This is a genomic window from Curtobacterium sp. AC273 (assembly GCF_979253735.1).
This window is the reverse complement of record NZ_CEEDDU010000005.1, coordinates 177,932-203,512: the sequence shown is the minus strand read 5'-3', so window position 1 is coordinate 203,512 and position 25,581 is coordinate 177,932. Positions and strand designations below refer to the sequence as shown.

Below are 25,581 nucleotides of genomic sequence, written 5' to 3'. Positions count from 1 at the left end.
GGTTGGTGCACGAACGAAAGGACGGACCGTGGGTCGCTTCGGACAGTGGTACGAACGGTGGAACAGCACGCTCATCGCGAAGATGGGTCCCTCGCAGATCGGTGCCGGCCACCCCGAGGGCGTCGACGACCGCACCGTGGACCGCGGGTGCCCGATCTGCGGCAAGCCGCTCTCGCGGCACCAGGTGATCCGGCCCGAGGGACAGGTCCGCTCCTCGACGCTCGTCTGCCCGCGCGACTGAATCCCTCCCGAGCAGGAATTGCAGTGCGCAACACCGCGTTGCACGTGAGGTGAAGCTCTTCGAACCCGCCACCCTCGGCGCCCTGCCCCTGTCGAACCGCATCGTCATGGCCCCGCTCACGCGCACCCGCGCCGGCGAGGCCGGGATCCCGAACGACCTGCTCGTCGAGCACTACCGGCAGCGCGCCGGCCTCGGGCTCATCGTCACCGAGGGCACCTGGCCCGTGCAGGAGGGCCGTTCGTACCCCGGCCAGCCCGGCATCGAGACCGACGAGCAGATCGCCGGCTGGCGCCGCGTCGCCGACGCCGTGCACGCCGAGGGCGGCACCATCGTGATGCAGCTCATGCACGGCGGTCGCGTCTCGCACACCGACATCTCGCAGACGCCGCGCATCGTCGCCCTGTCCGCCATCGCCGCTCCCGGCGAGACCCACACCGCCACGGGCAAGGCCGCCATGCCGGTCCCCCACGCGCTCACCACCGACGAGGTGCAGGACGCCGTCCAGGGCTTCGTCCAGGCGGCCCGCAACGCCATCGCCGCCGGACTCGACGGCGTCGAGGTGCACGGTGCGAACGGCTACCTCGTGCACGAGTTCATGTCGCCGGTGTCGAACACCCGCACCGACCAGTACGGCGGCTCCCCCGAGAACCGCGCCCGTTTCGCCGTCGAGGTCACCACGGCCGTCGCCGAGGCCATCGGTGCCGACCGCACCGGCATCCGCCTCTCGCCCGAGCACGGCATCCAGGGCGTCATCGAGGACGACCCGGCGGACGTCCACGCGACCTACACCGCCGTGGCCGAGGGCCTGGCCCCGCTCGGCCTCGCCTTCATCGACGTCCTGCATGCCGACCCGACCGGCGAGCTCGTCCAGCACATCCGCCGCACCGCCCGCGCACCGTTCGTCGCGAACTCCGGCTTCAGCTCGCTGACCACCCGCGACGAGGCCATCGCCCTCGTCGACGGCGGCCACGCGGACGCCGTCGGCGTGGGCCGTGCAGCGATCGCGAACCCCGACCTGGCGCACCGCTGGGAGCACGACGCGGAGCTCAACGAGCCGCGGCCGGAGTTCTTCTACGGCCAGGGCGCCGAGGGCTACACCGACTACCCGACGCTGGCCGAGGTGCGCACGCCGGTCGCGTAGTCGACGGAACCACAGACGGACGGGAGGCGCGGTGCCAGCTGGCACCGCGCCTCCCGTCCGTCGTCTGCACGACCGGTAGATTCGTCTGGCCGCGATCCAGGGGGGAACCGTGCAGGCACTGCCGACACCATCCTCGACACCACCGCGCTCACCGAGCGTGTCCGCCGCCGGGACGTCCGTCGCTCGTGGCGGTCGCTCGTCCGCGCGCACCCCGGAGCGCGTGACACCTCCGGGCTCGCGCGCCGGTTAGTGCTCGGCTTCGCGATGTGGACCGTCCCGCTCGGCTTCCTGGCCCTGGGCATCGGGATCCCGGAGACCATCGCCGAGGGCGCCGACGACGTGGTCACCGCCGTCATCGTCCAGAGCACCATCGGCGCGTTCATGCTGCTCGCCTGGGTGCTCTGCGGCTGGGCGTGGTTCCGACTGCACCGACGACGCCCTCGGAAGCGTGTGCACCACCGGCTGGCGCGTTTCGCGGCCGCGAACGGGATGACCTACGAACCCGGTCCGACGGGGCCCCCCGGGGTGCCCCGATGCGCCGTCGCGGGTCACTGAACCTGTACCGCGTGCTGCGGACACCGGGCCCGCGCGGGTTGGAGTTCGCGAACCACGAACTCGTCCGGTCGACGATGGACAACACCTCGCCGGCCTTCGGCGGGTACTGCGCGATGCGTCTGCCGGTGGCCCTGCCGAACATCCTGCTGCGCTCGGAGGACGGCCCGAAGCGGCCGCTGCACACCTCGTCGGTCGTCCGCGACTCGCAGGTGCTCTCGCTGGAGGGCGACTTCGACCGGTACTTCCGGCTGTACCGCCCGGCGGGCTACGAACGCGACGCGCTGTACCGTCTTCACCCCGGACGTGATGGCCCGGCTCGTCGACCACCTGCGCGGCCTCGACGTCGAGATCATCGACGACTGGATGTACCGATCATCAGCGCCCGCGACCTCGTCACCGACAGTGCCGAACGGCGGCAGGCGCTGGCCGCGGTGGTCGACGCGCTCGACGACCGGGTCGAGCGCTGGGGTCGGTGGCGTGACGAGCGGGTCGACGAGGTCGTGCCCGCGCACGACGAACCGGTGGTGCGGGTCCGCGAGGTCGCACGAGCCGGTCGCCGACCCCGACCACGTGGGGTGCCGGCACGATCCTGATCGTCGGGACGGTGACACTCGGCTTCGTCGCCCTCGTCGTGGCGGTCAGCCTGCCCTGAGCACGTCCCACTGCCGAGCCACCCGCCTGCTCGGCGACACGGGTCCGACGTGTGCGACACTCGGGCCATGACGGGGGCGGATGACATGGTGGGTGGCGACGTCGTGCGCGGCGATGACGCGCGGGGTGAGCAGCGACGGCGGCAGTGCGCAGCGCGAGCACGACGAGCGCCGCATCGCGTTGGTCGCGGTGGTGGTACTGTGCGCCGTCCCGTTCGTGATGTTCGGGAACCTGGTCTCCACCTTCCGCCTGATCGGCGGCAGCGAAGAGGGTCTCGCGTCCATCCGCACCTACGAGGTGCTGCTCGTGCTCGCGCCGATCGCGTTCCTGGTCGCGATGATCCTCGGGGCTCGCACCGGACGGCGGGGCGTGCTGCTGCTGGCGCTGACCATGGTGCCGATCGTCCCGATCACGGCCTACGTCTTCGCGGTGCCGCAGGGCCGGTGGCACTCCCCGGACGGCTTCCAGCTGCCGGGCCGCGACGTGCCGGCGTGCTACAGCGGGACCGACAGCTGCGCCGAGTACGGCGGCTGACACGGCGGGTGCCGACACGAAGGGCGGTCGGAACGAAAGGCTGTCGAACGAACGAAGCCCCGTCGCAGTGCGACGGGGCTTCGTTCTGTTCGGTGTCGTACCGACCTGTCGGTACTGTGCGCTCGAAGGGACTCGAACCCCCAACCTTCTGATCCGTAGTCAGATGCTCTATCCATTGAGCTACGAGCGCGTGGCCTTGCGGCCTGGAAGACTCTACAACAGCTGCGGCCAGGGCGCCAATCGAGCAGGCTCGAGCGGCCCGCTCGGCGTGTCGGCCTCAGAGCCCGGCGAGCTCCTCGTCGAAGACCTCGGCGAGGAACACCTCGAGCGCCTGCCACGACCGGCGGTCGGCGCGCTCCTGGTACTGCGCGCCGTGGTCCGGCGCATCGGTCCCCGGCACGGCGAACGCGTGCATGGCTCCGGCGTAGGTGACGAGCTGCCAGTCGACGGACGGTGCCGCGCGCATCTCGTGCTGCCACGCGACGACCTTCTCGTCCGGCACGACCGGGTCGGAGGCGCCGGTGAGGACGAGGAGCTTCGCGCGGATCTCCGACGCGTCGGAGGGGTCGTGCGTGATGAGCCCACCGTGGAACGAGACCGCCCCGACGAGGTCCACCCCGGTCCGCGCGAGCTCGAGCGCGGTCGAGCCGCCGAAGCAGTACCCCATCACGACGATCCGGGTGTGGTCGACGTCGGGGTCCTGCCGGAGCCGTTCGAACCCGGCGAGCGCCCGTGCCCGCAGCAGCGGGAGGTCCTGGTAGTACGACCCCGCGACCTGCCCGGCGGTGTCGTCGCCCGGACGGACGCCCTCGCCGTAGATGTCCGCGCCGAAGGCCACGTACCCGAGTCGGGCGAGCATGGTGACCCGCGCCTCGACGTGCTCGTTCACGCCGTGCCAGTCGTGCACCACCAGGACGGCGGGACGGGCCCGGACACCGCGGCGTCCTTCGCCAGGACACCGAGCAGCGCGGTGCCGTCGTGGTCGTAGCGGACGGACTCGACACGGATGTCGGAGCCGGCGGGTGCGGGGACGGTCTGCAGGACGTCGTCGATGGTGGTCACGTGGTCAGACGTTACGCGGTCGACGTTGTCCCAGGCATCGGGGCCCTCGGACCCCGGCGGCGTACTCGTCGAGCGGGGTCGTGCCGGCACGCCAGGCGTCCAGGAACGGCTCGACGACCTTCCAGCCCTGCACGGCGCTGTCGCCGCGGACGGAGAGGGTCGCGTCGCCCTCGAGCACGCCGGCGAGGACCTCGCCGTAGGCGCTGAGCCGTCCGGGGTTGAAGGACACCTCGAGCGCGGTGTGGTCGATCGTGTACGGGTCGCCGGGGCCGTTGACGTTCAGCTCGAGCTGCATCTCGTCGGGCGCGATCCAGATGCAGAGCCGGTCGGGCCGCTCCGCTCCTGTCAGCCCGACGGGCACGTGCGGGGAGTCCTTGAACGTGATGAGGATCTCGCGGCGCTGCTTGCCGAGGGCCTTGCCGGACCGCAGGGTGAACGGCACGCCGGCCCAGCGCCAGTTCGCCACCTCGAGCTTCAGCTGCGCGAGGGTCTCGGTGCCGAGCGACGGGTCCACGCCGTCCTCGTCGACGTACGACGGCATCGACCGGTCGCCGACGGTGCCGGCCGTGTACCGCGCGCGCTTGCCGGCCGTGACGACGTCGCCGCCCCAGGGCCGCACGGCGCGCAGCACGAGCTCCTTCTGGGTCCGCAGGTCGTCCGCGTCGATCGAGGCCGGGGCCTCCATCGCGACGACGGCGAGCACCTGCAGCAGGTGGCTCTGGATCATGTCGACCAGGGCGCCGGCCTTGTCGTAGTAGCGGGCGCTGTCCCTCCAGGCCGAGGGTCTCGTCGGACACGATGTCGACGCGCTCGACGTGCTGCGACGACAGCAGGGGTTCGATGATGCGGTTCGCGAAGCGCAGGCCGAGCAGGTTGAGCACCGTCGAGCGGCCGAGGAAGTGGTCGACGCGGTGGATGCGCTCCTCCGGCAGGAACGAGTGCAGCACGTCGTTGAGGTGCTCGGCGCTCTCCGCGTCGGTGCCGAACGGCTTCTCGAGCGCCAGGCGGGTGCCGGCCGGCAGCGGCAGGTCCTTCAGGACCTCGCAGCTCTTCTCGGTGACGGCCGGCGGGAGCGCGAAGTAGATCGCCGGGTCGCGCCGGCAGTCGGCCAGGAGGGCCTTCAGGTCGTCGGCGCTCGTGACGTCGGCCTTGCGGTAGCTCGACGCGTCGACCACGGCCTGCAGCCGGTCCGACAACGTGGTCTCGGCCTCGGCGCCCTCGTCCTCGTTCTTCGACGCCTGCGCGTTCTCGAAGGACTCGCGCACCTGCTGCTTCCAGTCGGCGTCCGAGATGTCCTCCACGCCGGCACCGACGAGCTGGACGTCCCAGTCCTCCTTCACCTCCAGCAGGGTGGGCGAGGCCCGGCAGGAGCAGACGCTTCGACAGGTCGCCACTGGCACCGAGGATGAGCAGGAGGTCTGGAGGCTCGGACATGCCCCAGAACGTACTCATGCGTTCCGGCACGTGGCCGGGAGACGCCGATACGGTGGGACCAGTTCGGCGCGAGGGAGCACCATGAGCAGTGGGTACGGAGGGCGACGCCTGCGCGTCGTCGTGGTCGGCACGGGCATGATCGCCGGGTCCATGCGCGCGCTGCGCGCGCGGCCGGCGCAGAGGTGCTGGGCGTGCTCGGGCGGAACGCGACCCGGTCGGAGCAGGTCGCGACGCAGCTCGACCTGCCGCGTGGCTACGCGTCCCTCGACGAGGTCATCGCGGACGCCCCGGACGTCGTCCACATCTGCACCCCGAACGACCAGCACCACCCCCAGACGCTCGCGGTGATCGCCACCGGCATCAACGTGGTGCGCGAGAAGCCGCTCGCGATCGACGCGGCACAGGCCTTCGAGCCCGTCGCGGCCGCAGCAGAGGCCGGTGTCGTCGCGACGGTGCCGTTCGTCTACCGCTACCACCCGATCATCCGCGAGATCCGCGGGCGCATCGCGGACGGCGACCTCGGCCGGGTGCTCGCCGTGCACGGTCACTACCTGCAGGACTGGATGCTCGACGAGGACGCCTCGAGCTGGCGCGTCGACGCCGGGGCCGGTGGGCTGTCTCGGGCGTTCGCGGACATCGGCTCGCACTGGTGCGACCTCGTCGAGTTCGTCACCGGTGACCCGTTCGCGTCGGTCTCCGCGGTGACCGACATCGTCTACCCCACCCGTCCCGCGGCGTCGGGTCCGTCGTTCTCCGGCTCCCCCGACCCGGACCCCGTCCTCGACCCGAGCTCGCGCGCCGAGGTCACGACCGAGGACACCGCGGTCGCCACCTTCCGGACGGGCACGGGCCGGACCGGCAACGTCGTCATCTCGCAGGTGTCGGCCGGCCGGAAGAACCGGCTGTGGTTCGAGGTGGACGGCTCCCGCGGGTCGGCGGCGTTCGACCAGGAGCAGCCCGGAGTCGGCGTGGTTCGGCAACGAGCGCGGCGCGCAGATCGTCGTCCGCGATCCGTCGCTCGGTGTCCCCGACCAGCGCCGGCTCGCCCTCGTGCCGTCCGGCCACCCGCAGGGCTACCTCGACGCGTTCGCCGCGTTCGTGGCGGACACCTACGCCGCCGTTCGGGCCGGCGACGACCGGTCGGCGCGGCCCGAGGGGCTGCCGACCTTCGCGGACGGTGCACGGGCCGCGCACATCATCGACGCCGTGATCGGCAGCGCCGCCGACGGTGGCTGGAGGGAGATCCAATGAAGCTGGGGATGCTGACGGCGTGCCTGCCCGGGTGGTCGCTGGACCGCATCGCCGGGTTCGCCGCCGAGCAGGGGTACGAGCGGCTCGAGGTGGGCGTGTGGCCCGGCACCGGCGGCCGCGACTTCGAGGCCGCCTACCTGCCGGTGGCCACGTTCACCGACGAGGACGCGCAGGCGACCCGCGCCCTGCTCGACCGCACCGGGCTCGAGATCAGCGCGTTCGCCTACTACGAGAACAACCTCCACCAGGACCTCGACCGCCGCGCCGAGATCAAGGAGCACCTCTTCCACGCGATCGACGCGGCGCAGCGCCTCGGGGTGCCGTACGTCGGCACGTTCATCGGTCGCGACAACTCGAAGTCGGTGCGCGAGAACATGGCCGAGGGCGACCGGGTGCTGCCGGAGCTCGTCGACTACGCCGGTGAGCGGGGCGTGCGGCTCATCATCGAGAACCGCGTCATGGAGGGCTGGCACCCCGACGGCTACCCGGGCAACCTCGCGTACTCGCCGGAGCTCTGGGGCTGGGTGACCGGTCTCGGCTTCGGCCTGAACTGGGACCCGTCGCACCTGACCTGGATCGGCATCAACCCCGTCGAGACGATCCTGCCGTTCGCCGAGCACATCGTGCACGCGCAGGCGAAGGACCTCGAGCTCTTCCCCCGGAAGCGGAACGAGTACGGCTTCTTCGGCAAGGTCGACAAGGGCGACGACCCGTGGGACATGGGCTGGTGGCGCTTCCGGGTGCCCGGCCGTGGCGTCGTGGACTGGCCGCACGTGGTCGACCGGCTCTACGAGGCGGGCTTCGACGGCACGCTGAGCGTCGAGCACGAGGACCCGCTCTGGGGCGGCACCGACGAGAAGGTCCTCGAGGGGCTCCTGAATCGCGCACCGCACCCTCCGTCCCCTCATCGCCGAAGCCCGAGAACGCGGGGGCCGCAGCCCGCGCACGCTGGTGCCATGAGCACCACCGTGAGCGACTTCGTCATCGACCGCATCAAGGCGTGGGGCGTCTCCCGCGTGTTCGGGTACCCCGGCGACGGCATCGGGGCCTTCGACGGTGCCCTCGGCAAGGCGGACGGCAGCGAGCGAGCGCTCGAGTACGTCCGTCCGACGCACGAGGAGATCGCCGCGCTGATGGCGACCGCCCACGCCAAGTTCACCGGCGAGGTCGGGGTCTGCGTCGCCACGTCGAGCCCGGGTGCGTTCCACCTGCTGAACGGCCTGTACGACGCGCAGATGGACAACCAGCCGGTCGTCGCGATCGTCGGGCAACAGGGTCTGGCGTCGATCGGCACGTTCACGCAGCAGGAGTCGAACCTCGAGCGGGTGTTCGCCGACGTGGCCTGCTACGTCGAGACCGTCGCCACGCCGGACGCCGTCGGCGTGGTCGTCGACACCGCGTTCCGGACGGCGATGCTCCGGAAGCAGCCGGCGGTGGTGGGGTGCTCCCGCACGACGTGCAGGCGATGGCCTACGAGGCGCCCGCGGCCGAGCACTGGGTGTCCCGGTCGAGCGACGTCGCACCGTCCACGCGCATCACGCCGCCCGCCGACGAGATCGCGAAGCTCGCCGAGATCGTGAACGCCGGAGAACGCGTCACCTTCCTGGTCGGAGCGGGGCCCGCGGTGCGACCGACCAGGTGCTCGCCGCCGCCGAGAAGGCCGGCGCGGGGATCATCACGGCGCTGCGCGGCAAGGACGTCGTGCCCTCGGACGTGCCCTGGCACACGCAGCAGGTCGGGCTGCTCGGCTCGCGACCGAGCCTGACGCAGATCAAGGAGTGCGACACGATCGTGCTCCTCGGCACGAACTACCCGTACGGCGAGTACCTGCCGGCGACCGGTCAGGCGCGCGGGGTGCAGGTCGACATCAAGCCGGAGCAGATGGGCCTGCGCTACCCGACCGAGCTCAACCTCTGGGGCGACGTCGGCGCGACGCTCGACGCCGTGCTCCCGCTGCTCACCGAGAAGACGGACAAGTCGTGGCAGGAGCAGCTCGCGGGCGAGATGCGCGAGTGGGAGGCCGAGATGGCCCGCCAGGCCGAGGTCGCCTACGACGACGGCGCGAACCCCCGCCGGGTCATCCGTGCGGTGAACGAGCACCTCCCCGAGGGCGTCACCGTCACCTGCGACGCGGGCACCACGGCGGACTGGTACGGCCACCACACCCGCCTGCGACGCGGCATGCACGGCGACATGTCCGGGCGGCTGGCGACGATGCTGGCGGCGATGCCGTACGCCGTCGCCGCGAAGTTCGCGTTCCCGGACCGGCCCGCGGTGTGCACGATCGGCGACGGCGCGTTCCAGATGCTCGGGATGAACGAGCTCATCACCGTGAAGAAGTACATGGCGGCGTAGCCGAACCAGCAGCTCGTCATCGTGGTCATGCACAACGACGACCTCGGCCAGGTGTCGTGGGAGATGCGCACCGAGGACGGCAACCCGATGTGGCGCGGTTCCCAGGACGTCGAGTCGATGGACTACGCCGGGTACGCCGAGCCCTCGGGTTCACCGGCATCGCGGTGCACGGTGACGACGAGGTCGAGGCGGCCGTCGAGCGGGCGTTCGCGAACCCGGGCGTCACGCTCATCGACGCGTACGTCAGCCGGAACGTCCCCCCGCTGCCGCCGCACATCACTGCCGAGTACGCGATCAACACCGCGAAGAGCCTGCTCAAGGGCGACCCGGCGGAGCTCGGCGTCGTGAAGGACTCGGCGAAGGCGATGGCGGCCGAGGCCGTCGAGCGGGTGAAGGGCGCCCTGGGCCGCGACTGAGCCCCGCGCCGGCCGTGTGAACAACACGTGACGTGTTGCGGCACACCCTGGCGGGTCTGCTGTGCGTTCTCATAGGTTCGACGCCGATGAACGCTCACACTCCCCCGCGCCGACGGCGGCGTCTCTGCCGGCGGCGCGGCACTCGCCACCGCCGGTGTCCGCGTCGCCCTGTCCCTGCCGTCCGGAGCCGCCGCGGCCGACGGCGACACCACCATCGACCTCTACAACGTGAACGACTTCCACGGTCGGATCGCGCAGTCCATCTCGCAGACGAACGGCGCGCCGACGCCCCGCGACGGCGACGCCGCGGGCGCTGCGGTCCTGGCCGGCGCGCTCGACGAGCTGCGCGGCGAGGACCCGACCACGTCGGCGTTCGTCAGCTCCGGCGACAACATCGGCGGGTCGACGTTCGAGTCCTTCATCCAGCAGGACCAGCCCACCATCGACGTGCTGAACCAGATGGACCTGTCCGTCAGCGCGATCGGCAACCACGAGCTCGACAAGGGGCAGGACGACCTGCGCGACCGCGTGATCGGCCCGGATTCCGACCCGAACGCGAAGTGGGACTACGTCTCCGCGAACATCCTCGACGAGGCGACGGGCGAGCCCGCGTTCGACCCGCACGCGGTCGAGGAGACCAGCGGCCAGCGCGTCGCGTTCATCGGCGCCACGGTCGACCTGGTCGGTCAGGGCCACCGTCAGCCCGGACGGCATCGAGGGGCTCGTGATGGGCGACATCACGACCGAGGTCAACAAGGTCGCCGCGCAGATCGTCGCGGAGGACGCCGCCGACGCCATGGTGCTGCTCGTGCACGACGGCGCCGAGACCTCCGCGGCAGCGGGACCTGGACCGCGACAGCGCCTTCGCCCGTGCGGTCCACGGCGTCACGCCCGACGTCGCCGCGATCCCCTCCGCGCACACCCACCAGACCTACGTGCACTCGGTCGTCCCCGAGGGCGGCACTGGCTCGCCCGACCGGTGATCCAGACCGGCTCGTACGGATTCAACCTCGGTCACGTGCAGCTTCGCCGTCGCCGAGGACGGCACGGTCACCGCACCGATCGCCGAGAACATCCGGCTCGTCGACGGCACGTACGGACCGGACGCGGCCGTCGCCGCAACCGTCGGCGCGGCGGTCACCGAGGGCGATCGCCTCGGAGCCGTCGAGCTCGGCACGGTCGACCGCGACCTGCGCCGCGCGGTAAGCAGGACGGCTCGGAGAACCGCGGCGAGTCGACGCTCGGCAACTTCGTCGCCGATGTGCGGCGTGCTGCGACCGAACGTCAGGGGTCGCAGATCGCGTTCATGAACCCCGGCGGTCTCCGCGCGGACATCACCGCCGGTGCGGTCACCTACAAGGAGGCCGCGGTCGTCCAGCCCTTCGCGAACACGCTCATCGTCCTCGACCTGACCGGCGCGCAGATCCAGCAGGCGCTCGAGCAGCAGTGGCAGCCGTCGACGGCCAGCCGCCCGTTCCTCAAGCTCGGCGTCTCGGACGGGTTCGCGTACACCTACGACCCGAAGGCCGAGGCGGGCTCCCGCATCACCTCGATGACGCTGGGCGACGAGCCGATCGTGCCCGGCAGCACCTACAGGGTGACGGTGAACTCGTTCCTCGCGGGCGGCGGCGACAACTTCGCGGCCTTCACGGCCGCAGCCACGAAGCAGGACAGCGGCAAGGTCGACCCCGAGGCACAGGTCGAGTACTTCGAGTCGGACCCCGAGGTCCAGGTCCAGGAGGACCAGCGCTCGATCGGCGTCCGCGTGACGCCGACCCCGACGGGCGGCTTCCAGCCCGGCGACGCCGTCACCGCCGACCCGTCGTCCCTGGTCTTCAGCAACGTGCCGGGCCAGGGCGGCGAGGTCGCGGTCAGCGCCGGTGAAACGGAGCTCGCCCGGTCGGCGGTCGACACGACGATCGTCGACACGACGGACGAGCAGGGTCAGGCCACGCTCCGGTTCACGGTCCCGGGTGCGGCACCCGCGCCGGAGACGCAGCCGGTCGCCCCCGCCGCCGCCGCCACACCGGCCGCGACGACCGACGAACCGCTCGTCGTGACGCTGCCGAACGGCCGGACGATCACCCTCGCGGTGACGATCCCGCTGCCCGCCGTCGTCGACCCGGGCACCGACCCGGACGACGGCGACCCGAACACCCCCGTCGACGAGGACCCGACCACACCGGGTGCCGGGAACGGAGGGGTGGGCGTCGACCTCGACGGCGACGGGGTCGTCGACGGCACCGTGCCGGTGCTGGGCGCCGACGGCGAGCTCGCCTTCACGGGTGCCGAGATCACCGGTCCGGCGATCGCCGCGGGGCTGCTCCTCCTCGCCGGGCTCTCGACCGCGCTGCTCGTCCGCCGGAACCGGGCGACGTGCGACGCGACGGTCCTGACGGACCGACACCGCGCCTCCAGGCCGGCAGACGGGCCGTCTCACCATGGTGGGACGGCCCGTTCTCGTCCTGCCTGAGGCGCGGTGCCGGCACCGGTCCGGCCCGCGTCGGCGGGCGGTCACCATCACTGTCCCATCCCGGTACCTCCCTGCGGGTCCGGCGATGCGCGGGGTACGCTCGGCCTGCCGGACCGCGACGCGTCGTGCTGGGTCACCTCTCGTCCGGACGGTGGTTCCGCCCGGCGGACTCCGCGACGCGGGTGCTCTCCGTCTCCAGGGAAACGACGGAGGGCACCCTCTCCACGTCAGTCCGGGCGTACCTGGTGAATCCGGGCGTTCTCACCCGGAAGTTCGGACCGGGTACGCCCGATTCCACCGGGTTCGACAGGAGCGCCGGCGGGGAGCGCCGACGGGTCAGGAAGAGCTGCTCGCCGATGTACGACCCCTTGCGCGGGGCCGGCGGGACGGCGAACACCGCGGACCCGATGTGCGAGATGTACTCGTTCAGCCGGTCCGACGCCCCGAGCTTCCGCTGCAGCCGCGTGAAGTGCTCGGGGTCGTTCATGTACGCCGTGAAGAGCAGTCCCCGCGTCGAGCTGCCCGTACTGGTTCAGCCCGTCCGTGTAGTTGTACGGACGACGGAGGATCTTCACGCCGTCGTTCGCCTCGTGCGCGGCGAGGGCGATGTGCGACGTCGGGTCGATCTTCGTCCCGCCGCCCGTCGCCTTCGCGTGAAGTCCGGTGTGGTGTGCTCCGAGCCGCCGGAGAGCGGTGCGCCCTCGATCTTGGTCCGGCCGAACACCCGCTGCTGGTCGCTGACGACGTCGGCGTCCCAGATCTCGATGTTCATCCGGATCTTCCGCGTGACCTGGTACATGCCGCCGGTCATCCACCCCGGCGCCGTCACCCGCGTCGTCGACCCAGACGAACCGGTCGTAGTCCTCGTCGGTGCTGATGTTGCGGGTGCCGTCCTTGAAGCCCATCAGGTTCCGCGGCGTGGACTGGTCCGGCCCGGCCGACGCCCGCCCGAACCCGAGGACCGTCCAGCGGACGGTCGCGGTGCCACGGGCCATCCGAGCGAGGTCACGGACCGCGTGGTACGCCACCTGCGGGTCGTCCGCGCACGCCTGCAGGGACAGGTCGCCGCCGGTGAGTCCGGCGTCGAGGTTGTCGCTCGGGCAGGGTCGGGATCGCCGCCAGGTGCGCCGGCTTCTTCGACGCCAGGCCGAAGCGCTCGTCGAAGATCCCGGGGCCAAGGCCGACCGTGACGGTGAGCGAGGCGGGGCCGAGGTCGAGCGCCTCCCCCGTGTCCGCGCCGACGCCGTCGCCGTGCGCGGGTTCGACGCTGCCGACGGTCTTGCCGGCCTGCAGCTGCGCGATCGACGCCGACCAGCGGGCGAGGAGCACCTGCAGGTCGGTCGTCACCGTCGACGACATGTCGAAGGTCACTGAAGACGCAGTACCGCTGCGGTGCGGTGCGCACCCCGCCCTGCGGCTGCCGGTCGGCGGTGGCGTAGAACGGGTGGCTCTGCGAGAGGTCGATGGACTCGTCGCCGTTCGTCGCGGCGGTGAGGGGGTTCACCCCGGTCGCGGCGGCGGCTCCGGCGATGCCCGCGACAGCACCGACGCCGGCGCCGGCCGCCGCGACCCCCGCGCCGAGGAGCCCGCGCCGCGAGACGCCCGCGGTGCTGGTCCGCGGGCACCCCGTCGTCGTGCGGGTCGGTCACGCGGTGGCGACCTTCTCCGGCGAGGCGGGACAGGGGGTCCTGCAACGCCTGGACCTGCTGCGAGATCGTGTTCGCGGTCGGACGCCTTCGTCGCGGCGTCCCACGTCGCGAACCCGCCGAGGTCGTCGGCGTCGCGGTACCCGTCCATCAGGGTGTTCGTCGCGTCGAACTGCTTCGCGATCTGCTTCGTCAGCGTCGGGTCGAGCTTCGTCAGTCCGGGCTTGAGGTACGCGAAGGCCTGCCGGGCCCCCTCGACGTTGGCGGCCAGGTCGACGAGGTCGATGTGGCTGTAGGCCTCTTCCTCGCCGGTGATCTTGTTCGACTGGACCTCCTCGAGCAGCCCTGCGGCGCCGTTGGCGAGGTCCTCGGGCTTGTAGTCGAGGGTCGGCACGAGCTTCGCCAGCAGTTCGACGTTCTCGGTCAGGTCCGCAGCGGTCTTCTTCGTCGAGGCGGTGATCGCGCCGGCCTCGAACAGGTCCTTCTCGACCGCGTGGAACCCGCTCCAGCCGACGGCGTCGTCGAGGTTCGACGCCCGCATGTCGATGAGGTAGTCGAGGTTGCCGGCGTTGTCGGTCGCCTTGTGGCCCTGCTTCACGAAGCCGTCGACATCGCTCTCGACGTGCTCGTAGAACGGGCGGGCGTTCGCGTAGTCGGTCTTCGCGGCAGCGAGGTCGCCCTTGTCGACGTCGGCCTGCAGCTGCTTGACCGCGGCCACCATGTCGGTGACCTGGCCGTCCACGTACTCGGCGTAGCCCTTCGTGCCCTCGTCGAGCAGGGTCGCGGCGCTGCTGTTCGCGGTCGAGGTCACCTTGCCGGTGACGGTGAAGTCGGTGAGCTCGCGGTCGGCGCCGGGGCAGTAGACCTGGTACTTCCCACCGGTGAGCGTCGCGGTGAACCGCACGGCGTCGAGGCCGGGTGCGAGGTTCTCCTTCTCACCGAGGATCCGCTGGTCCTGCAGGAGCTCGACCTCGGTGATGGCGGTCGACGACTCGTTCTTGACGGTGAACGTGACCGGGCCGGCCGGGACCTTCGTGGTCGAGACGGAGCACGTGTCCGAGCCGTCGTTCGTCAGCGTCACCGACACGCGCGAGACCTTGCCGGAGCTGCTCGCGCCACCGCCGGTCGACGGGGACGCATCCGCGCAGCCGGTGAGCGCGAGGGCGGCCACGACGCCGAGGGCGCCGAGGGTGAACAGGGGGCGGGCAGTCCTAGCGGAGGGCATACTCGGGGCTCCTTGTGGGGTCGTCGGCGGGTGGGCCGCGCGACGGGTCGGGGTCGGGTGCGGTGGTCGAAACGAGGGGGCGGCGACGTCGGTCGCGCAGCGCGAGCAGCACCTGGGCGGCTGCGGTGACGCCGAGGGCGATCGGCAGCCAGGCCTTCCAGAGCAGGAGCTCGGCACCGCGGGTGTCCGCCGCCGAGACGGCGGCTGCGGACTGCTGGACGGTGGCGCTCGGCACGGCCCAGACGGTGCGGTCCAGCGTCGTGGTGCGGGCAGCCGGGAGGCCCCCGCCACCGAGCGTGAGCACCGTGCGTTCCGTGCGGGTCGCGTCCAGGACGCCACCCCGGACGGTCCACAGCGTGACGGTGTCACGGACGGCCCAGCGCGCGGTGAAGGGGCCGGGGTTCGTGCTCGGCGAGATCCCGACGGGCACCCGGCCGAACAGGGCGACCAGGTCGTCGAGCGTCAGGGTGGACGGCCGCCGTGCAGCCGAGCCGTCCTGGGTGAGCCGCCAGCGGTCGGCGGTCACGCCCGCGCGGGTCGCGCGGCGGTGAGCCGACGTCGGCAGGGTGATCCGGGCCTCCTGGCCGTCGCCGGCGGTGCGCAGGACGGCTGCCGCGCCGTCGACGGAGGCTGAGACGGACCGGGCGTCGCCGGTCACGGCGGTGGAGCGCGGCAGGTCGGTGCCGCCGGTGGCCACGGCGATCGCGAGTGCGGCGGCCGCGACGGCGAGGACACCTGCGGTGACCAGCCGGACCACCGGCACGCGCGCCGGGGACGGACGCCAGGCCCGGGGCCAGAGCGACAGGGCGAGCACGGGGATGACGTAGAGCACCCAGCCGAGGACCTCGATGACGCGGGGGTCCGGCGGGATGCCGAGCACGCCGGTGACGAGTGCGCCCTGCACCGAGCCGTTCGGGGCGAGCCAGGAGAGGTCGACCGTGCGCTGCTGGCCGATGACGATCCAGCCGGCTTCGTGGGCCCGGCGGAGCACGGTCAGCACCAAGCCGCCGGCGACGAAGACCAGGAAGACGCCCGTGCCGGTGAAGAAGCGCGACAGGTTCAGCCGCACGCCACCCGTGTAGATGCCGTAGCCGACGACGACCGCGGCGGCGATCCCGATCACGGCGCCGAGTGCGGCGAGCCCGGTGTCCGACGACGCCTGGAAGGTCGCGAGGAGGAAGACCGCGGTCTCGAAGCCCTCCTTGAGGACCGCCAGGAACGCCATGCCGGCGAGCGCCCACGCGGTGCCACGGCCGAGCGCGGCGGTCGCGCTGGCCTCGAGCTCCTTCGTCAGGGTGCGCGCGTGCGTGCGCATCCAGACGATCATCCCGGTGACGAAGACGACGGCGACGATGCCGATGACCGCCTCCATGCCCTCCTGCTGGGCCTGCGGGAGCGCCTGCTCGACCACCTGCAGACCGAAGCCGACCGCGACGCTGAGCACCACGGCGACCCCCACGCCGAGCCACATGGGGGCGAGGGGGACACGGTTGCGACGGAGGAACGCGGCGATGATGCCGACGATGAGCGTCGCTTCGAGGCCTTCACGGAGGCCGATGACGAGGGTGGCGAGCATGACGAAGGTGAGGCTAACCTAACCGGCGCTCGGCCCGCCAGTCGTGCGGCGTGGGGTTTGATGGTTCTCATGAACCTGCTGTCCCCCGAGGGCCTGACCTCCGTCACGAGCGTCCTCGACCTCGCGGGGGTCTTCGCCTCGGCGCTGCTCGGTGGATCGATCGCCCGGACGATGGACTTCGACCTGTTCGGGTTCCTGGTCGTCGGGTTCGTCTCCGGCCTCGGCGGCGGCATGCTGCGCGACACCCTGCTGCAGGACGGGCCGCCGGTCGCCCTCGTGGACCCGCTCTACGTGCCGGTCGCCATCGCCGGCGCGCTCATCGCCTTCTTCGTGTCGTTCTCCGAGCGCACCTGGGACCGCCTGTTCACCGTGCTCGACGCCGCCGTGATCGGGTTCTGGGCGGTCGTCGGCGTGCAACGCACCTTCGACGCCGGACTCGAGTGGCCGGCCGCGATCATCATGGGGACGATCACGGCGGTCGGCGGCGGTGCGATGCGAGACCTGCTGCTCCGGCGCGTGCCGGCCGTGTTCGGCGGGAACGCGCTGTACGCCACCGTCGCCGTCGCCGCCTCGGCCGTGATGGTCATCGCCTCGCACCTCGGGTCGCCGACGAGCCGGGATCGTCGCCGCGATCGTGCTCTCGCTCGGCCTGCGGTGGGGCGCGGTCCGGCGCGGCTGGGGCCTGCCGAACGGCCGCGACTGGCAGCCGAAGTCGACCCTCGGTTCGCCCTGCAGCGCGGGCGGCGACCCGTCCGGACGCCATCCGCCTGCTCCGCCGACCCGGGCGCCGCTCCGGTGCCGGCAGCGTGCGGAGCGAGCACGACACGCCTGAGGACGACCTGGGGGTGTGATCTCGTCGGTGCCCGGGCGTACCATCGGTACCGCCGGGTATCGACTCGGCGCACGTCGTCCGCTCACGCACCGACGCGACCCGAACGCGGCGGTTCCGAGCAGACGTGTGGATGGGGGCTACGGCTGATGCCGCGCGGGATCAGACGAGCGGCGCGGCAGGTCTCCGCCACCGATCTGCCCGCGACAGAATGGTGACCGACCACCACCACGCCAGCCCGACGCAGCTGGACCCGACGGACCGCGACGGCCCGCCGAACCAGGAACGATGAGCGACGACGCCTCCGACTCCCCCACCCCTCGGACCCCCGCGCCGAAGTCCGCGAACGTCTGCTGAACGCGGGCGCCGAGGTGCTCGCCGAGTACGGCGTGCACGAGGCCCGGCTCGACGAGGTCGCCGCCCGCGCTGGTTCAGCAAGGGTGCCGTCTACTCGAACTTCTCGTCGAAGGACGACCTGGTCGCGCAGGTCATGCAACGCGCGACGAACCTGGTGCTCGGCGCGCTGCGGGAGCTCGTCAGCGCCGACATCGCCGCCGTCGAGATCGGGGACGTCGTCCGGGCGGCGTTCGGGCGGCACGACCAGAGCGCACAGTTCGCCCTGCTGTCGGAGTTCCGCGGCTACGCGATCCGGCACCCCGAGTTCCTGCCCGAGTTCGTCCGGCAGCGCCGCGAGTTGCAGGACGGTGCGGCTCGAACTCATCCGGCTGTGGTTCGGCGCCCACCCGGAGATCGACCCCGGCACGCCCCTCGAGGACCTGACGACCGTGCTCGTCGGGGCGAACGTCGGGATCATGTTCGACACCGCGGCGCTTCCAGGGGTCAACCCCGGCGAGGTCGTCGCGACCCTGGTCGAGGCGGTCATCCGGCGCCGCTGACGGGGCTGCTCCGAACCGCTACGACCCGCTGCGTCGCCGACCCGCTCCGCAGGGCTGCGGCCCCGACCCTCTGCGCGGTGCTGCGGCGCCGACCGCTACGCGGGGCGGCGGCGCGTCCGGCGTCCCTCGTGGGACCAGGCCGACGACGGCAGCAGGCTCGGCGGCAGCAGGCGCGACCGGACCACCTTCGCACCGACACCGACGCGTCGAGGGCGACCCGGGCCTGCCGGACGGCCACCTGCAACGCGGCGACGTCCACCGATGCTGCGCCACCGGCGGCGAACCGCTCCCCGGTCGACGGCGTCGACCACGGCGTCCAGGTGTGGCAACACGGCCGGCGGCAACGATGGCCGAAGCCGACCGAGCACCGCGCGTGCCGTGCGTGCCGCAGCGGCCGCGTCGTCCGGTGGCGCGAGCCCCGGGGCGTACCCGTGGTCGGCGACGTCGTCGAGGACCTCGCGCCAGGCGTTCACCGCCGGCGACCGGCCCGAGCGGATCGCACCGAGACTGCGATCGTCTCGCGGATCGCCCGGACGGCAGACGGTGCCACCAGCAGGGCGAGCGCGAGCAGGATCCCGACCCCGAGGCCGAGCGGACCGTTGGCACCACCGCTCGTCGACCCTGCGGCCCCGGGACCGGCTGGAGGCGCTGGGGTCGGGGTCGCCGAGGACGGCGCAGCCGAGGCCTCGCCGGGTGCCGGCAGCGGTGTGTCCGGAGCGGCGGGCGACGGCGTGGCGGTCGCTTCGGTCGACGAGGTCGCGGCCTGGTCGGAGTCAGGGGTGGGCCTCGAACGCGACCCAGCCGGCGCCCTTGATGTACAGCTCGGGCCACGAGTGCAGCTGCCGGTTGGAGACCGTGTACTCGCCGTCCGCCTGCGTCGAGCCGGCCCGGTAGCCGACCGCGATGCGCGACGGGATGCCGAGCGTGCGGGCCATCACCGCCATCGCGGACGAGAAGTGCACGCAGTACCCCTCGCGCACCTGCAGGAACTTCGCGACGACGTCCATGCTGCCGCCGTCGTAGCCCTGCTCGACGGGCGCGGTCTCGGAGTAGGTGAACAGGTCGCTGCGGAACCACTGCTCGAGCGCCCGGGCCTCTTCGTAGTCGCTGCCGGCGCCACCGGCGACGCGCTGGGCCGTCCGCGCGATGCTCGCCGGCAGCCGCTTCGGCAGCTCGCGGTCGGTCCGGAGCTCCGCGTTCGACGGGCGCGCGAACCCGCGGCCGTCGGCACGGCCGAGCAGCCCGGACTGGGCGATGGCGTCGAGGTACTCGCCGGACCACGTCGATGCGCCGTAGACCTCGTAGGTGGCACCGCGCGGTGTCGCCGGGCCGGTCGACCGGACGGTGCCCGAGTTGCCCATCCAGCGCCACTGCGCCAGGTCGAAGTTGGTGGAGCGCGACTCGATCGAGACCGCGCCGGCCGGCACCGGCAGGTAGTTGCTCGACAGCCCGGTGATCCGGATCGTCACATCGCCGCGCGCCGACAGCCGTGGGTTCACCCCGACCGCCCACTGCTGCGTGTCGGCGGTCTCGGAGGTGCTGGCGTCGGTCGTCGTCGGGACCCAGTCGCCGGTGCCGAACTCGTCGAGGTCGGCGAGCTTGAGGTACTCCGGCTGCCCGTCCGCCGAGCGGTACCGGAAGACCTCGAGCTCGTTCGGCTGCCGCAGGTCCTGCCCGAGGTTCAGCAGCGTGCCGGGGCGTCCGGGCTGCACGGGCGACTGGATGGCCCCGGTCACGCCGGACAGCCAGCTGGCGTTGAGCGGCACGATCGCCGGTAGGCCCACCGCGACGACGAGGCCGATCGCGCCGACCACGGCAGCCGGTACGGCGCGTTGCACGGGTCGGACCGACAGCCAGAGCAGGGCGAGGAACGCCAGCCCCGTGGCGATCACCAGCCCGGGTGCGGCCGGCGCCCCGGTGACGATGCCCGGGACGATGAGGATCACGAGGGCGGGTACCGCGGCGAGGGCCGCGGTCGGGGCGACGGCGGCGAGGAACAGCGACACGCCGGCGACCCACCCGATCGCCACCGTGACGATGAGCCGGATCGAGTCGGTCTGCGGCAGCGGCGCGGGGTTGAGGCGGATGGCGGCCAGGGTCTCACCGAGCGCGCCGTCCTTGTCGAGCCAGCCGAGCGGCTGGACGTCGTTGACCACGGCGGCCGCGCACGAGCAGACGATCAGCGCCGCGACGAGGGCCACGAACCGGACGCCCGGTGCACGGCGACGGAAAGCGAGCATCGTGCCGACCAGCACGGCGGCCATCAGGACGCCGGACACCCACCAGGCGGCACCCTGCACGAGCGGGCGCATCGCCAGGGCGGCGATGAGCACCGGCACGGGTGCGAGGGCGACGACCCAGGGGTTCGGGGAGTCCGGACGCTCCGCACGCGCGGCGAGGGCACCGTCGTCCGCACCGACGCGGACCGCCACCGCGTGGGGCGCTGCCGGGCACGACGGGACGCGCGGAGACGCCGCTCACCGGATGCTCCCCGCGGTGTGCGCGCCGGCGACCGGCACGACGAGGGTGCGCCAGCCGCCGCGGTCGAGGATCCCACGCACGACCGGGTCCGGCGGGACGATGGTGGCGAGGATGCCCCGGCTCGACCCGGTGGTCGCGGAGACGAGTTCGGCGGCCTGCTCGGTGGTGCAGTGCCCGGTGACGACGGCCGTCATCCCGTGCACGTCGCGGCCGCGGACGTCGGGCAGCACCTCGGTGACCTCGCGGGCGTCCGACCGGACGCGAACGTCGGCCAGGCCGACGAGCACGTCGGTCAGTCCACCGGCATCGCCGGCGTGCCGGGTGCTGCCGGACGGCCCGTCGCTGACGAGGAGGACGCGCGAGGTCCGTGCGGCGAGGGCGCGGGCGACGCTGGCGGCCACGACGACCGCGTGCTCGAAGGCCGCGTCGCCGCCGAGGTCGGACAGTTCGGCGAGGTCGTCGCGGCTCGAGGCGCTGGTACGACTCGCGCCGCACGTCGAGCGCGATCACCGCCTCTGGTGGCTGGGCCTGCGTGGTTCTGCCGGACGTGGAGTTCGCCGCGGCGGGCGCTCTGGGCCCAGTGCACCCGACGGATCGGGGTCACCCGGACGGTAGGGGCGGAGTTCGCTGTCGTCCGCCGATCCGCCCCGGCCGACCCGGCCCTCGTCGGCGGAGACGGCTCTCGGCCAGCGCACCGGTGTCGAGCGCGGCGAGCGGGGTGGTGGCCGGCACGACCACGACCTCTTCGGCCGGCACGACCGGACGGTCGATGCGGAGCAACCCGAACGGGTCCTCGACGCGGATCGTCACCGGCCCGACCAGGCTGCGGCCACGGTGCATCGCCAGGGCTCCTCGACGTCGAGGACGGCCGGCGGGACGTGCGGCCCCACGGTCGCGTACGTCTCGGCGGTGGACATGCCGACGAGCCCGTCGTCGAGCTGTTCACGGACGAGCAGCGTCGAACGCGGTCCGATCGGCAGGTTCGTGCCGCCCAGGGTGATGCGTTCGCGGTACACCTCGCCGACCTGCACGATCGCCTCGTGTCGAGCTCGGGACGACCCCGCAACGGCGCCGCGACGACGAACGCCATCACGACGCCGAGCACGACGAGCACGAGCAGCAGGAGTCCGGCGGACACGGCGACGCTCGTCGTGCCCACCAGACCGCCACCGACCAGCCCGATGCCGACCGCGATGACGGTCCAGCCCCGAGCGGTCGGCCGCGGGAACGGGAGCGGCGCAGCAGGGACAGGCCCACGGCGCCCGTACCGGACGGCGAACGACCGCGCGGCACCCGTCCGCAGGGCGAACGACGACGGTGCCGGGGAGCCGGGCACTAGGAGCGGACGGCGGTCGCGGTGAAGGGCAACGACGGTGTCGGAGACGATGCGCACCACGATCTCGCGCGCGGTGTCGTCGCCGGTGGCGCCGCCGAGGCCGCGGGCGACGGGCACGAGGCGGTGGGCGAGGATCAGCGGGCGCGAGCGTCGCGACGTCGTCCGGGGTGACGAAGGGACGACCGAGCAGGGCGGCGTGGGCGCGAGCGGCCTGCGCGAGGTGCAGCGCGTGGCGCGCGGGCTGGCGCCGAGCACGATGTCGGGGTGGGTGCGGGTGGCCCGGACGATCGCGACGATGTACGCCTCGACGTCGGCGGCGACGTGCACCGTGCGGACCGACTGGATGAGGTCGCGGAGCGTGTCCACGTCGACGATCGGCCGCAGGTGGGCGAGCGGGTCACCACCGCCTCGGTTCGTGAGCATCTGCCGCTCGGAGTCCGCACTCGGGTACCCCATCGTCAGACGCGCCATGAAGCGGTCGCGCTGGGCCTCGGGCAGCGGGTACGTGCCCTCCATGTCGATCGGGTTCTGCGTCGCGACGATCATGAACGGGCTGTCCAGCTTGCGCGTGACGCCGTCGACCGTCACCTGTGCCTCGGCCATCGCCTCGAGCAGGGCGGACTGCGTCTTCGGGCTCGTGCGGCTGATCTCGTCGCCGATCACAACGTTCGCGAACACCGGGCCGGGCGAGAACCGGAACGTGCCGGAGGACTGGTCGAAGATGTTCACGCCGGTCACGTCGGACGGCAGCATGTCCGAGGTGAACTGGATGCGGTTCACCGATCCGCCGACGGACGCGCCGAGCGCCTTCGCGAGCACGGTCTTGCCGACGCCGGGGACGTCCTCGACCAGCAGGTGCCCCTCGGCCAGCATCACCGTCAGTGCGGTGCGGATGGCTTCGGTCTTGCCGTCGATCACCGTCGAGACGGCGGCGATGACGTCCGTCGCCGACATCGCGGATGCGCTCGATCGGGAAGGCGGGGTCGGCCGGTTCCGGCACGCAGGCCTCCTCGTCTCGGACAGGTGTCGTGCATGCTACAACGGCCCGGTGACAGCCTCCGGAAGATGCGTCACCGACTGCGCCTCACGACCCGGCCGGGGGACGGCGCAGCTGGAGGCGCCGGATCACGTGAGCGGTCTGCTCACGTGATCCGGGCCTCCAGGTCGACCCCACCGTGCATCCGACCCAGCCGGGTCAGACGCGTGCCGCGAGAGCCGCGTCCGCGGCGCGGAGCACCGCGGCGGCGACCGCCACCCCTCCTCGCGGCCGAGCTCGGTGTCCTCGTGCTCGATGTTCACCCACATGTCCGGGTCGACCCCGTGCAGTGCCTCGAGGAACGCGGACCAGTAGGCCGCGTCGTGCCCCTTGCCGAGCGCGACGAAGTCCCACGCCGACGGCTTCGGCCACTCGTTCGCCCACTCGTCGCCGCCGAGGTTCGTGCGCGGCTCGTCCGGCGACAAGCGGCGGAACGCGTTGTCGAGCACGCCGTTGATCGCGGCGTGCGGGTTGATCCGGACGTCCTTCGCGGCGGCGTGGACCACGAGCGGCCCGAGGTCGCGGACGACGGCCACCGGGTCCATCTGCTGCCAGAACAGGTGCGACGCGTCGAGCTCGACCCCGACGTTCGTCAGACCACCCCGCTCCACGAGCTCGCGGATCGTCGCCGGGTTGAACACGAGGTTCTGCGGGTGCAGCTCGAGCGCGACCCGGACGCCGTGCTCACGGGCGAGCGCGTCGATCTCCTGCCAGAACGGCACGGCGACGCTCCACTGGTGCTCGAGGACGTCGAGCGCGGCGGAGTTCCACGCGTTCACGATCCAGTTCGGCCGGGTGCCGCCGGGTTCCCCCGCTGGCAGTCCGGACATCGTGACCACGCGGTCCTGGCCGAGCCGTGCTGCGAGCCGGATGCTGCGACGGACGTCCTCGGCGTGCGCCGGGCCGATCGCCGGGTCCGGGTGCAGCGGGTTGCCGTTGCAGTTGAGGCCGGCGATCACGACGCCGGTGCCGTCGAACTGCGCGAGGAAGGCGTCGCGAGCACCGTCGTCGACGAGGATCTCGTCGATCCCCGGGACGTGCACCGGGGGCAGGAACCCGCCGGTGTTCAGTTCGATGCCGGTCAGCCCGTTGTCCGCGATGACCCGCAGGGCGTCGGCCAGCGGGCGGTCGTGCAGGATCGCGTCGTACAGCCCGAGCTTCATGCGTGCGCTCCTTCAGTGGTGCGGACGGGCGGCACGTCGACGGCGGCCCCACCCTCGGCGGCCGACCGGGCCACCGCGTCGAGGACCTCCATGTTGTGCACGCCGTCGTCGAAGGTGGCGTTGGCGGGCAGGGCATCGCTCGCGCCCGTGACCTCGTCGAGGAACGCGCGGGCCTGGTACTCGAACATCTGGTTCTGGCCCCAGCCGACGCCGGGCGCGTCCATCGCCATGCCGCCAGCGACGTAGGGGTGGTCCGGGCCGAGCACCACCTGGCGGGTACCCGCCGAGGCGGGAGCCGTCGGACTGCAGCGCGAGGCCGATCTCCGACGCACGCTCCTGGTCCCAGCGTGCGGCGCCGCGCTCGCAGAACACCTCGACCACCAGGCCGTTCGGGTGCCCGGCGGCGACCCGTGACACTTCGAGCGAACCGACCACCGAGCCGTCGCCGAACCGCGCGCTGAACGTCGCGTAGTCGTCGTTCTCGACGCGGGCGGTCTCGCCCGTGAGCGGCGCCGCCTGCCCGCGGAGCGCGTCGGACCCGCGGCGACCGGCCGCTCGGTGATCGAGGTCGTGAAGACACCGCCGCTGACGCGCTGCACCGGCCCGGCCAGGAACTCCGCGACGTACGTCAGGTGCGAGCCGACGTCGGCGAGGGCGCCGGTGCCGGGAGCCCCGGCGAACCGCCACGAGAACGGGACGTCGGGCGAGGCGCCGTAGTCGGTCCAGTAGCGGGCGGAGACGTGCAGCACCCGGCCGAGGGTGCCGTCCTCGACGAGCTGCCGGATCGCCGCGAGTCCCGGTGCGCGCCGGTACGTGAAGCCGACGCGCGCGACGAGACCGCGGTCGGCGGCGCGCGCAGCGGCGGTCGCCATGGCCCGGGCGTCCTCCAGCGAGTCGGACAGGGGCTTCTCGCACAGCACGTGCTTGCCCGCGGCGAGGAGTCCCTCGACGATCTCGCGGTGCAGCGTGTTCGCGACGACGACGCTCACCACGTCGATGTCGTCCGCCGCGGCGATCGCCCGCCAGTCGGTGTCGTGCCGGGCGTAGCCGAAGCGCTTCGCGGCCTCGGCGGCCAGGGGCTCGTACACGTCGCCGACCGACACGAGCCGCACCGGCGGCAGGGTCGAACCGAACAGGGACGGTGCGTTCCGCCACGCGGCCATGTGGGCCTTGCCCGCCATGCCCGCCCCGATGACGGCGACGCCGATGCTGTCGCTCATGGTCTCTCCTTCGAGAACTCGCGCTGTTTCTGGAACGTTCCAGAAGCTGTCGGTAGACTG

The 25,581-nt window shown here is 72.4% G+C and carries 23 protein-coding genes, 1 tRNA gene and 5 pseudogenes; 12 read left to right on the top strand and 17 right to left on the bottom strand.

The window, feature by feature from the left end; translation table 11 throughout:
- Nucleotides 1-28 precede the first annotated feature (28 nt).
- The 5 genes from ACZ8AI_RS08120 (at nt 29) to ACZ8AI_RS08100 (ending at nt 3,122) form a co-directional block, all read left to right on the top strand.
- Complete coding sequence (locus tag ACZ8AI_RS08120; protein WP_175477544.1) at nt 29-241, top strand: hypothetical protein; 213 nt, start codon at nt 29-31, stop codon at nt 239-241.
- A 49-nt stretch (nt 242-290) separates the two neighbouring features.
- Complete coding sequence (locus ACZ8AI_RS08115; RefSeq protein WP_464857863.1) at nt 291-1,382, top strand: alkene reductase; 1,092 nt, start codon at nt 291-293, stop codon at nt 1,380-1,382.
- A 249-nt stretch (nt 1,383-1,631) separates the two neighbouring features.
- Nucleotides 1,632-1,937, top strand: coding sequence for a hypothetical protein (locus ACZ8AI_RS08110; RefSeq protein ID WP_464857862.1), 306 nt, complete (start codon nt 1,632-1,634; stop codon nt 1,935-1,937).
- A gap of 11 nt (nt 1,938-1,948) precedes the next feature.
- The gene (locus tag ACZ8AI_RS08105; RefSeq protein ID WP_464857861.1) at nt 1,949-2,530 is read left to right on the top strand and encodes a hypothetical protein; all 582 of its coding nucleotides are present in this window, start codon (nt 1,949-1,951) and stop codon (nt 2,528-2,530) included.
- 184 nt (nt 2,531-2,714) lie between these two features.
- A complete protein-coding gene (locus ACZ8AI_RS08100; protein WP_464857860.1) occupies nt 2,715-3,122 on the top strand; it encodes a hypothetical protein in 408 nt (135 codons plus the stop codon).
- Nucleotides 3,123-3,239: 117 nt separating this feature from the next.
- Here the strand turns inward: ACZ8AI_RS08100 and ACZ8AI_RS08095 are convergent.
- The 5 genes and pseudogenes from ACZ8AI_RS08095 to ACZ8AI_RS08075 all read right to left on the bottom strand — a co-directional run.
- A tRNA-Arg gene (locus ACZ8AI_RS08095) sits at nt 3,240-3,312 on the bottom strand.
- Between the two features lie 87 nt (nt 3,313-3,399).
- Entirely contained in the window at nt 3,400-4,029 is a 630-nt protein-coding gene (locus tag ACZ8AI_RS08090) for a dienelactone hydrolase family protein (RefSeq protein WP_464857859.1), read from the bottom strand.
- Nucleotides 4,008-4,184, bottom strand: coding sequence for a hypothetical protein (locus ACZ8AI_RS08085; RefSeq protein ID WP_464857858.1), 177 nt, complete (start codon nt 4,182-4,184; stop codon nt 4,008-4,010). Before ACZ8AI_RS08085 ends, ACZ8AI_RS08090 begins: the two co-directional genes overlap by 22 nt.
- Before the next feature lie 4 nt (nt 4,185-4,188).
- The gene (locus ACZ8AI_RS08080) at nt 4,189-4,911 is read right to left on the bottom strand and encodes a hypothetical protein (RefSeq protein ID WP_464857857.1); all 723 of its coding nucleotides are present in this window, start codon (nt 4,909-4,911) and stop codon (nt 4,189-4,191) included.
- 205 nt (nt 4,912-5,116) lie between these two features.
- A pseudogene (locus tag ACZ8AI_RS08075) lies at nt 5,117-5,449 on the bottom strand (glucose-6-phosphate dehydrogenase); the annotation flags it as partial.
- A gap of 360 nt (nt 5,450-5,809) precedes the next feature.
- Here ACZ8AI_RS08075 and ACZ8AI_RS08070 point away from each other — a divergent pair.
- The 5 genes and pseudogenes from ACZ8AI_RS08070 to ACZ8AI_RS08050 all read left to right on the top strand — a co-directional run.
- Nucleotides 5,810-8,449 carry a TIM barrel protein gene (locus ACZ8AI_RS08070; protein ID WP_464857856.1) on the top strand — a complete coding sequence of 880 codons (2,640 nt, stop codon included), beginning with the start codon at nt 5,810-5,812 and terminating at the stop codon, nt 8,447-8,449.
- Between the two features lie 58 nt (nt 8,450-8,507).
- Nucleotides 8,508-9,224 carry a thiamine pyrophosphate-dependent enzyme gene (locus tag ACZ8AI_RS08065; RefSeq protein ID WP_464857855.1) on the top strand — a complete coding sequence of 239 codons (717 nt, stop codon included), beginning with the start codon at nt 8,508-8,510 and terminating at the stop codon, nt 9,222-9,224.
- A 56-nt stretch (nt 9,225-9,280) separates the two neighbouring features.
- Complete coding sequence (locus ACZ8AI_RS08060; protein ID WP_464857854.1) at nt 9,281-9,640, top strand: hypothetical protein; 360 nt, start codon at nt 9,281-9,283, stop codon at nt 9,638-9,640.
- 228 nt (nt 9,641-9,868) lie between these two features.
- Nucleotides 9,869-10,846: a hypothetical protein gene (locus tag ACZ8AI_RS08055; protein ID WP_464857853.1), complete on the top strand. Its 978-nt coding sequence runs from the start codon at nt 9,869-9,871 to the stop codon at nt 10,844-10,846.
- 22 nt (nt 10,847-10,868) lie between these two features.
- A pseudogene (locus ACZ8AI_RS08050) lies at nt 10,869-12,113 on the top strand (5'-nucleotidase C-terminal domain-containing protein); the annotation flags it as partial.
- A gap of 133 nt (nt 12,114-12,246) precedes the next feature.
- Here the strand turns inward: ACZ8AI_RS08050 and ACZ8AI_RS08045 are convergent.
- The 5 genes and pseudogenes from ACZ8AI_RS08045 to efeU all read right to left on the bottom strand — a co-directional run bounded on the left by ACZ8AI_RS08045 (nt 12,247) and on the right by efeU (nt 16,560).
- Nucleotides 12,247-12,600 carry a hypothetical protein gene (locus ACZ8AI_RS08045; RefSeq protein ID WP_464858124.1) on the bottom strand — a complete coding sequence of 118 codons (354 nt, stop codon included), beginning with the start codon at nt 12,598-12,600 and terminating at the stop codon, nt 12,247-12,249.
- An 85-nt stretch (nt 12,601-12,685) separates the two neighbouring features.
- Nucleotides 12,686-13,168: pseudogene (locus tag ACZ8AI_RS08040) on the bottom strand (Dyp-type peroxidase domain-containing protein); the annotation flags it as partial.
- Nucleotides 13,119-13,484 carry a Dyp-type peroxidase domain-containing protein gene (locus ACZ8AI_RS08035; protein WP_464857852.1) on the bottom strand — a complete coding sequence of 122 codons (366 nt, stop codon included), beginning with the start codon at nt 13,482-13,484 and terminating at the stop codon, nt 13,119-13,121. The pseudogene ACZ8AI_RS08040 and the gene ACZ8AI_RS08035, both read right to left, overlap by 50 nt.
- Nucleotides 13,485-13,613: 129 nt before the next feature.
- Nucleotides 13,614-14,984, bottom strand: a complete 1,371-nt coding sequence (gene efeO, locus ACZ8AI_RS08030; RefSeq protein ID WP_464857851.1) for an iron uptake system protein EfeO — start codon at nt 14,982-14,984, stop codon at nt 13,614-13,616.
- Nucleotides 14,971-16,560, bottom strand: a complete 1,590-nt coding sequence (gene efeU / locus ACZ8AI_RS08025; RefSeq protein ID WP_464857850.1) for an iron uptake transporter permease EfeU — start codon at nt 16,558-16,560, stop codon at nt 14,971-14,973. Before efeU ends, efeO begins: the two co-directional genes overlap by 14 nt.
- Nucleotides 16,561-16,629: 69 nt before the next feature.
- Here efeU and ACZ8AI_RS08020 point away from each other — a divergent pair, with 69 nt between their 5' ends.
- Both ACZ8AI_RS08020 and ACZ8AI_RS08015 read left to right on the top strand, forming a co-directional pair.
- Nucleotides 16,630-17,607 carry a trimeric intracellular cation channel family protein gene (locus tag ACZ8AI_RS08020; RefSeq protein WP_464857849.1) on the top strand — a complete coding sequence of 326 codons (978 nt, stop codon included), beginning with the start codon at nt 16,630-16,632 and terminating at the stop codon, nt 17,605-17,607.
- A gap of 153 nt (nt 17,608-17,760) precedes the next feature.
- The gene (locus ACZ8AI_RS08015) at nt 17,761-18,285 is read left to right on the top strand and encodes a hypothetical protein (protein WP_464857848.1); all 525 of its coding nucleotides are present in this window, start codon (nt 17,761-17,763) and stop codon (nt 18,283-18,285) included.
- Between the two features lie 95 nt (nt 18,286-18,380).
- On the opposite strand, the gene ACZ8AI_RS08010 is transcribed toward ACZ8AI_RS08015, so the two are convergent.
- From ACZ8AI_RS08010 to ACZ8AI_RS07980, 7 genes and pseudogenes are all read right to left on the bottom strand, one after another.
- Nucleotides 18,381-18,758: a hypothetical protein gene (locus ACZ8AI_RS08010; RefSeq protein ID WP_464857847.1), complete on the bottom strand. Its 378-nt coding sequence runs from the start codon at nt 18,756-18,758 to the stop codon at nt 18,381-18,383.
- A gap of 300 nt (nt 18,759-19,058) precedes the next feature.
- The gene (locus tag ACZ8AI_RS08005) at nt 19,059-20,717 is read right to left on the bottom strand and encodes a transglutaminase TgpA family protein (protein ID WP_464857846.1); all 1,659 of its coding nucleotides are present in this window, start codon (nt 20,715-20,717) and stop codon (nt 19,059-19,061) included.
- Between the two features lie 45 nt (nt 20,718-20,762).
- Nucleotides 20,763-21,053 carry a hypothetical protein gene (locus ACZ8AI_RS08000; RefSeq protein WP_464857845.1) on the bottom strand — a complete coding sequence of 97 codons (291 nt, stop codon included), beginning with the start codon at nt 21,051-21,053 and terminating at the stop codon, nt 20,763-20,765.
- 519 nt (nt 21,054-21,572) lie between these two features.
- Nucleotides 21,573-22,328, bottom strand: coding sequence for a hypothetical protein (locus ACZ8AI_RS07995; RefSeq protein ID WP_464858123.1), 756 nt, complete (start codon nt 22,326-22,328; stop codon nt 21,573-21,575).
- 302 nt (nt 22,329-22,630) lie between these two features.
- Nucleotides 22,631-22,975: pseudogene (locus ACZ8AI_RS07990) on the bottom strand (AAA family ATPase); the annotation flags it as partial.
- 322 nt (nt 22,976-23,297) lie between these two features.
- A pseudogene (locus ACZ8AI_RS07985) lies at nt 23,298-24,301 on the bottom strand (sugar phosphate isomerase/epimerase family protein).
- Entirely contained in the window at nt 24,298-25,521 is a 1,224-nt protein-coding gene (locus tag ACZ8AI_RS07980) for a Gfo/Idh/MocA family protein (RefSeq protein WP_464857844.1), read from the bottom strand. The pseudogene ACZ8AI_RS07985 and the gene ACZ8AI_RS07980 overlap by 4 nt, the downstream one beginning before the upstream one ends.
- Nucleotides 25,522-25,581 lie beyond the last annotated feature (60 nt).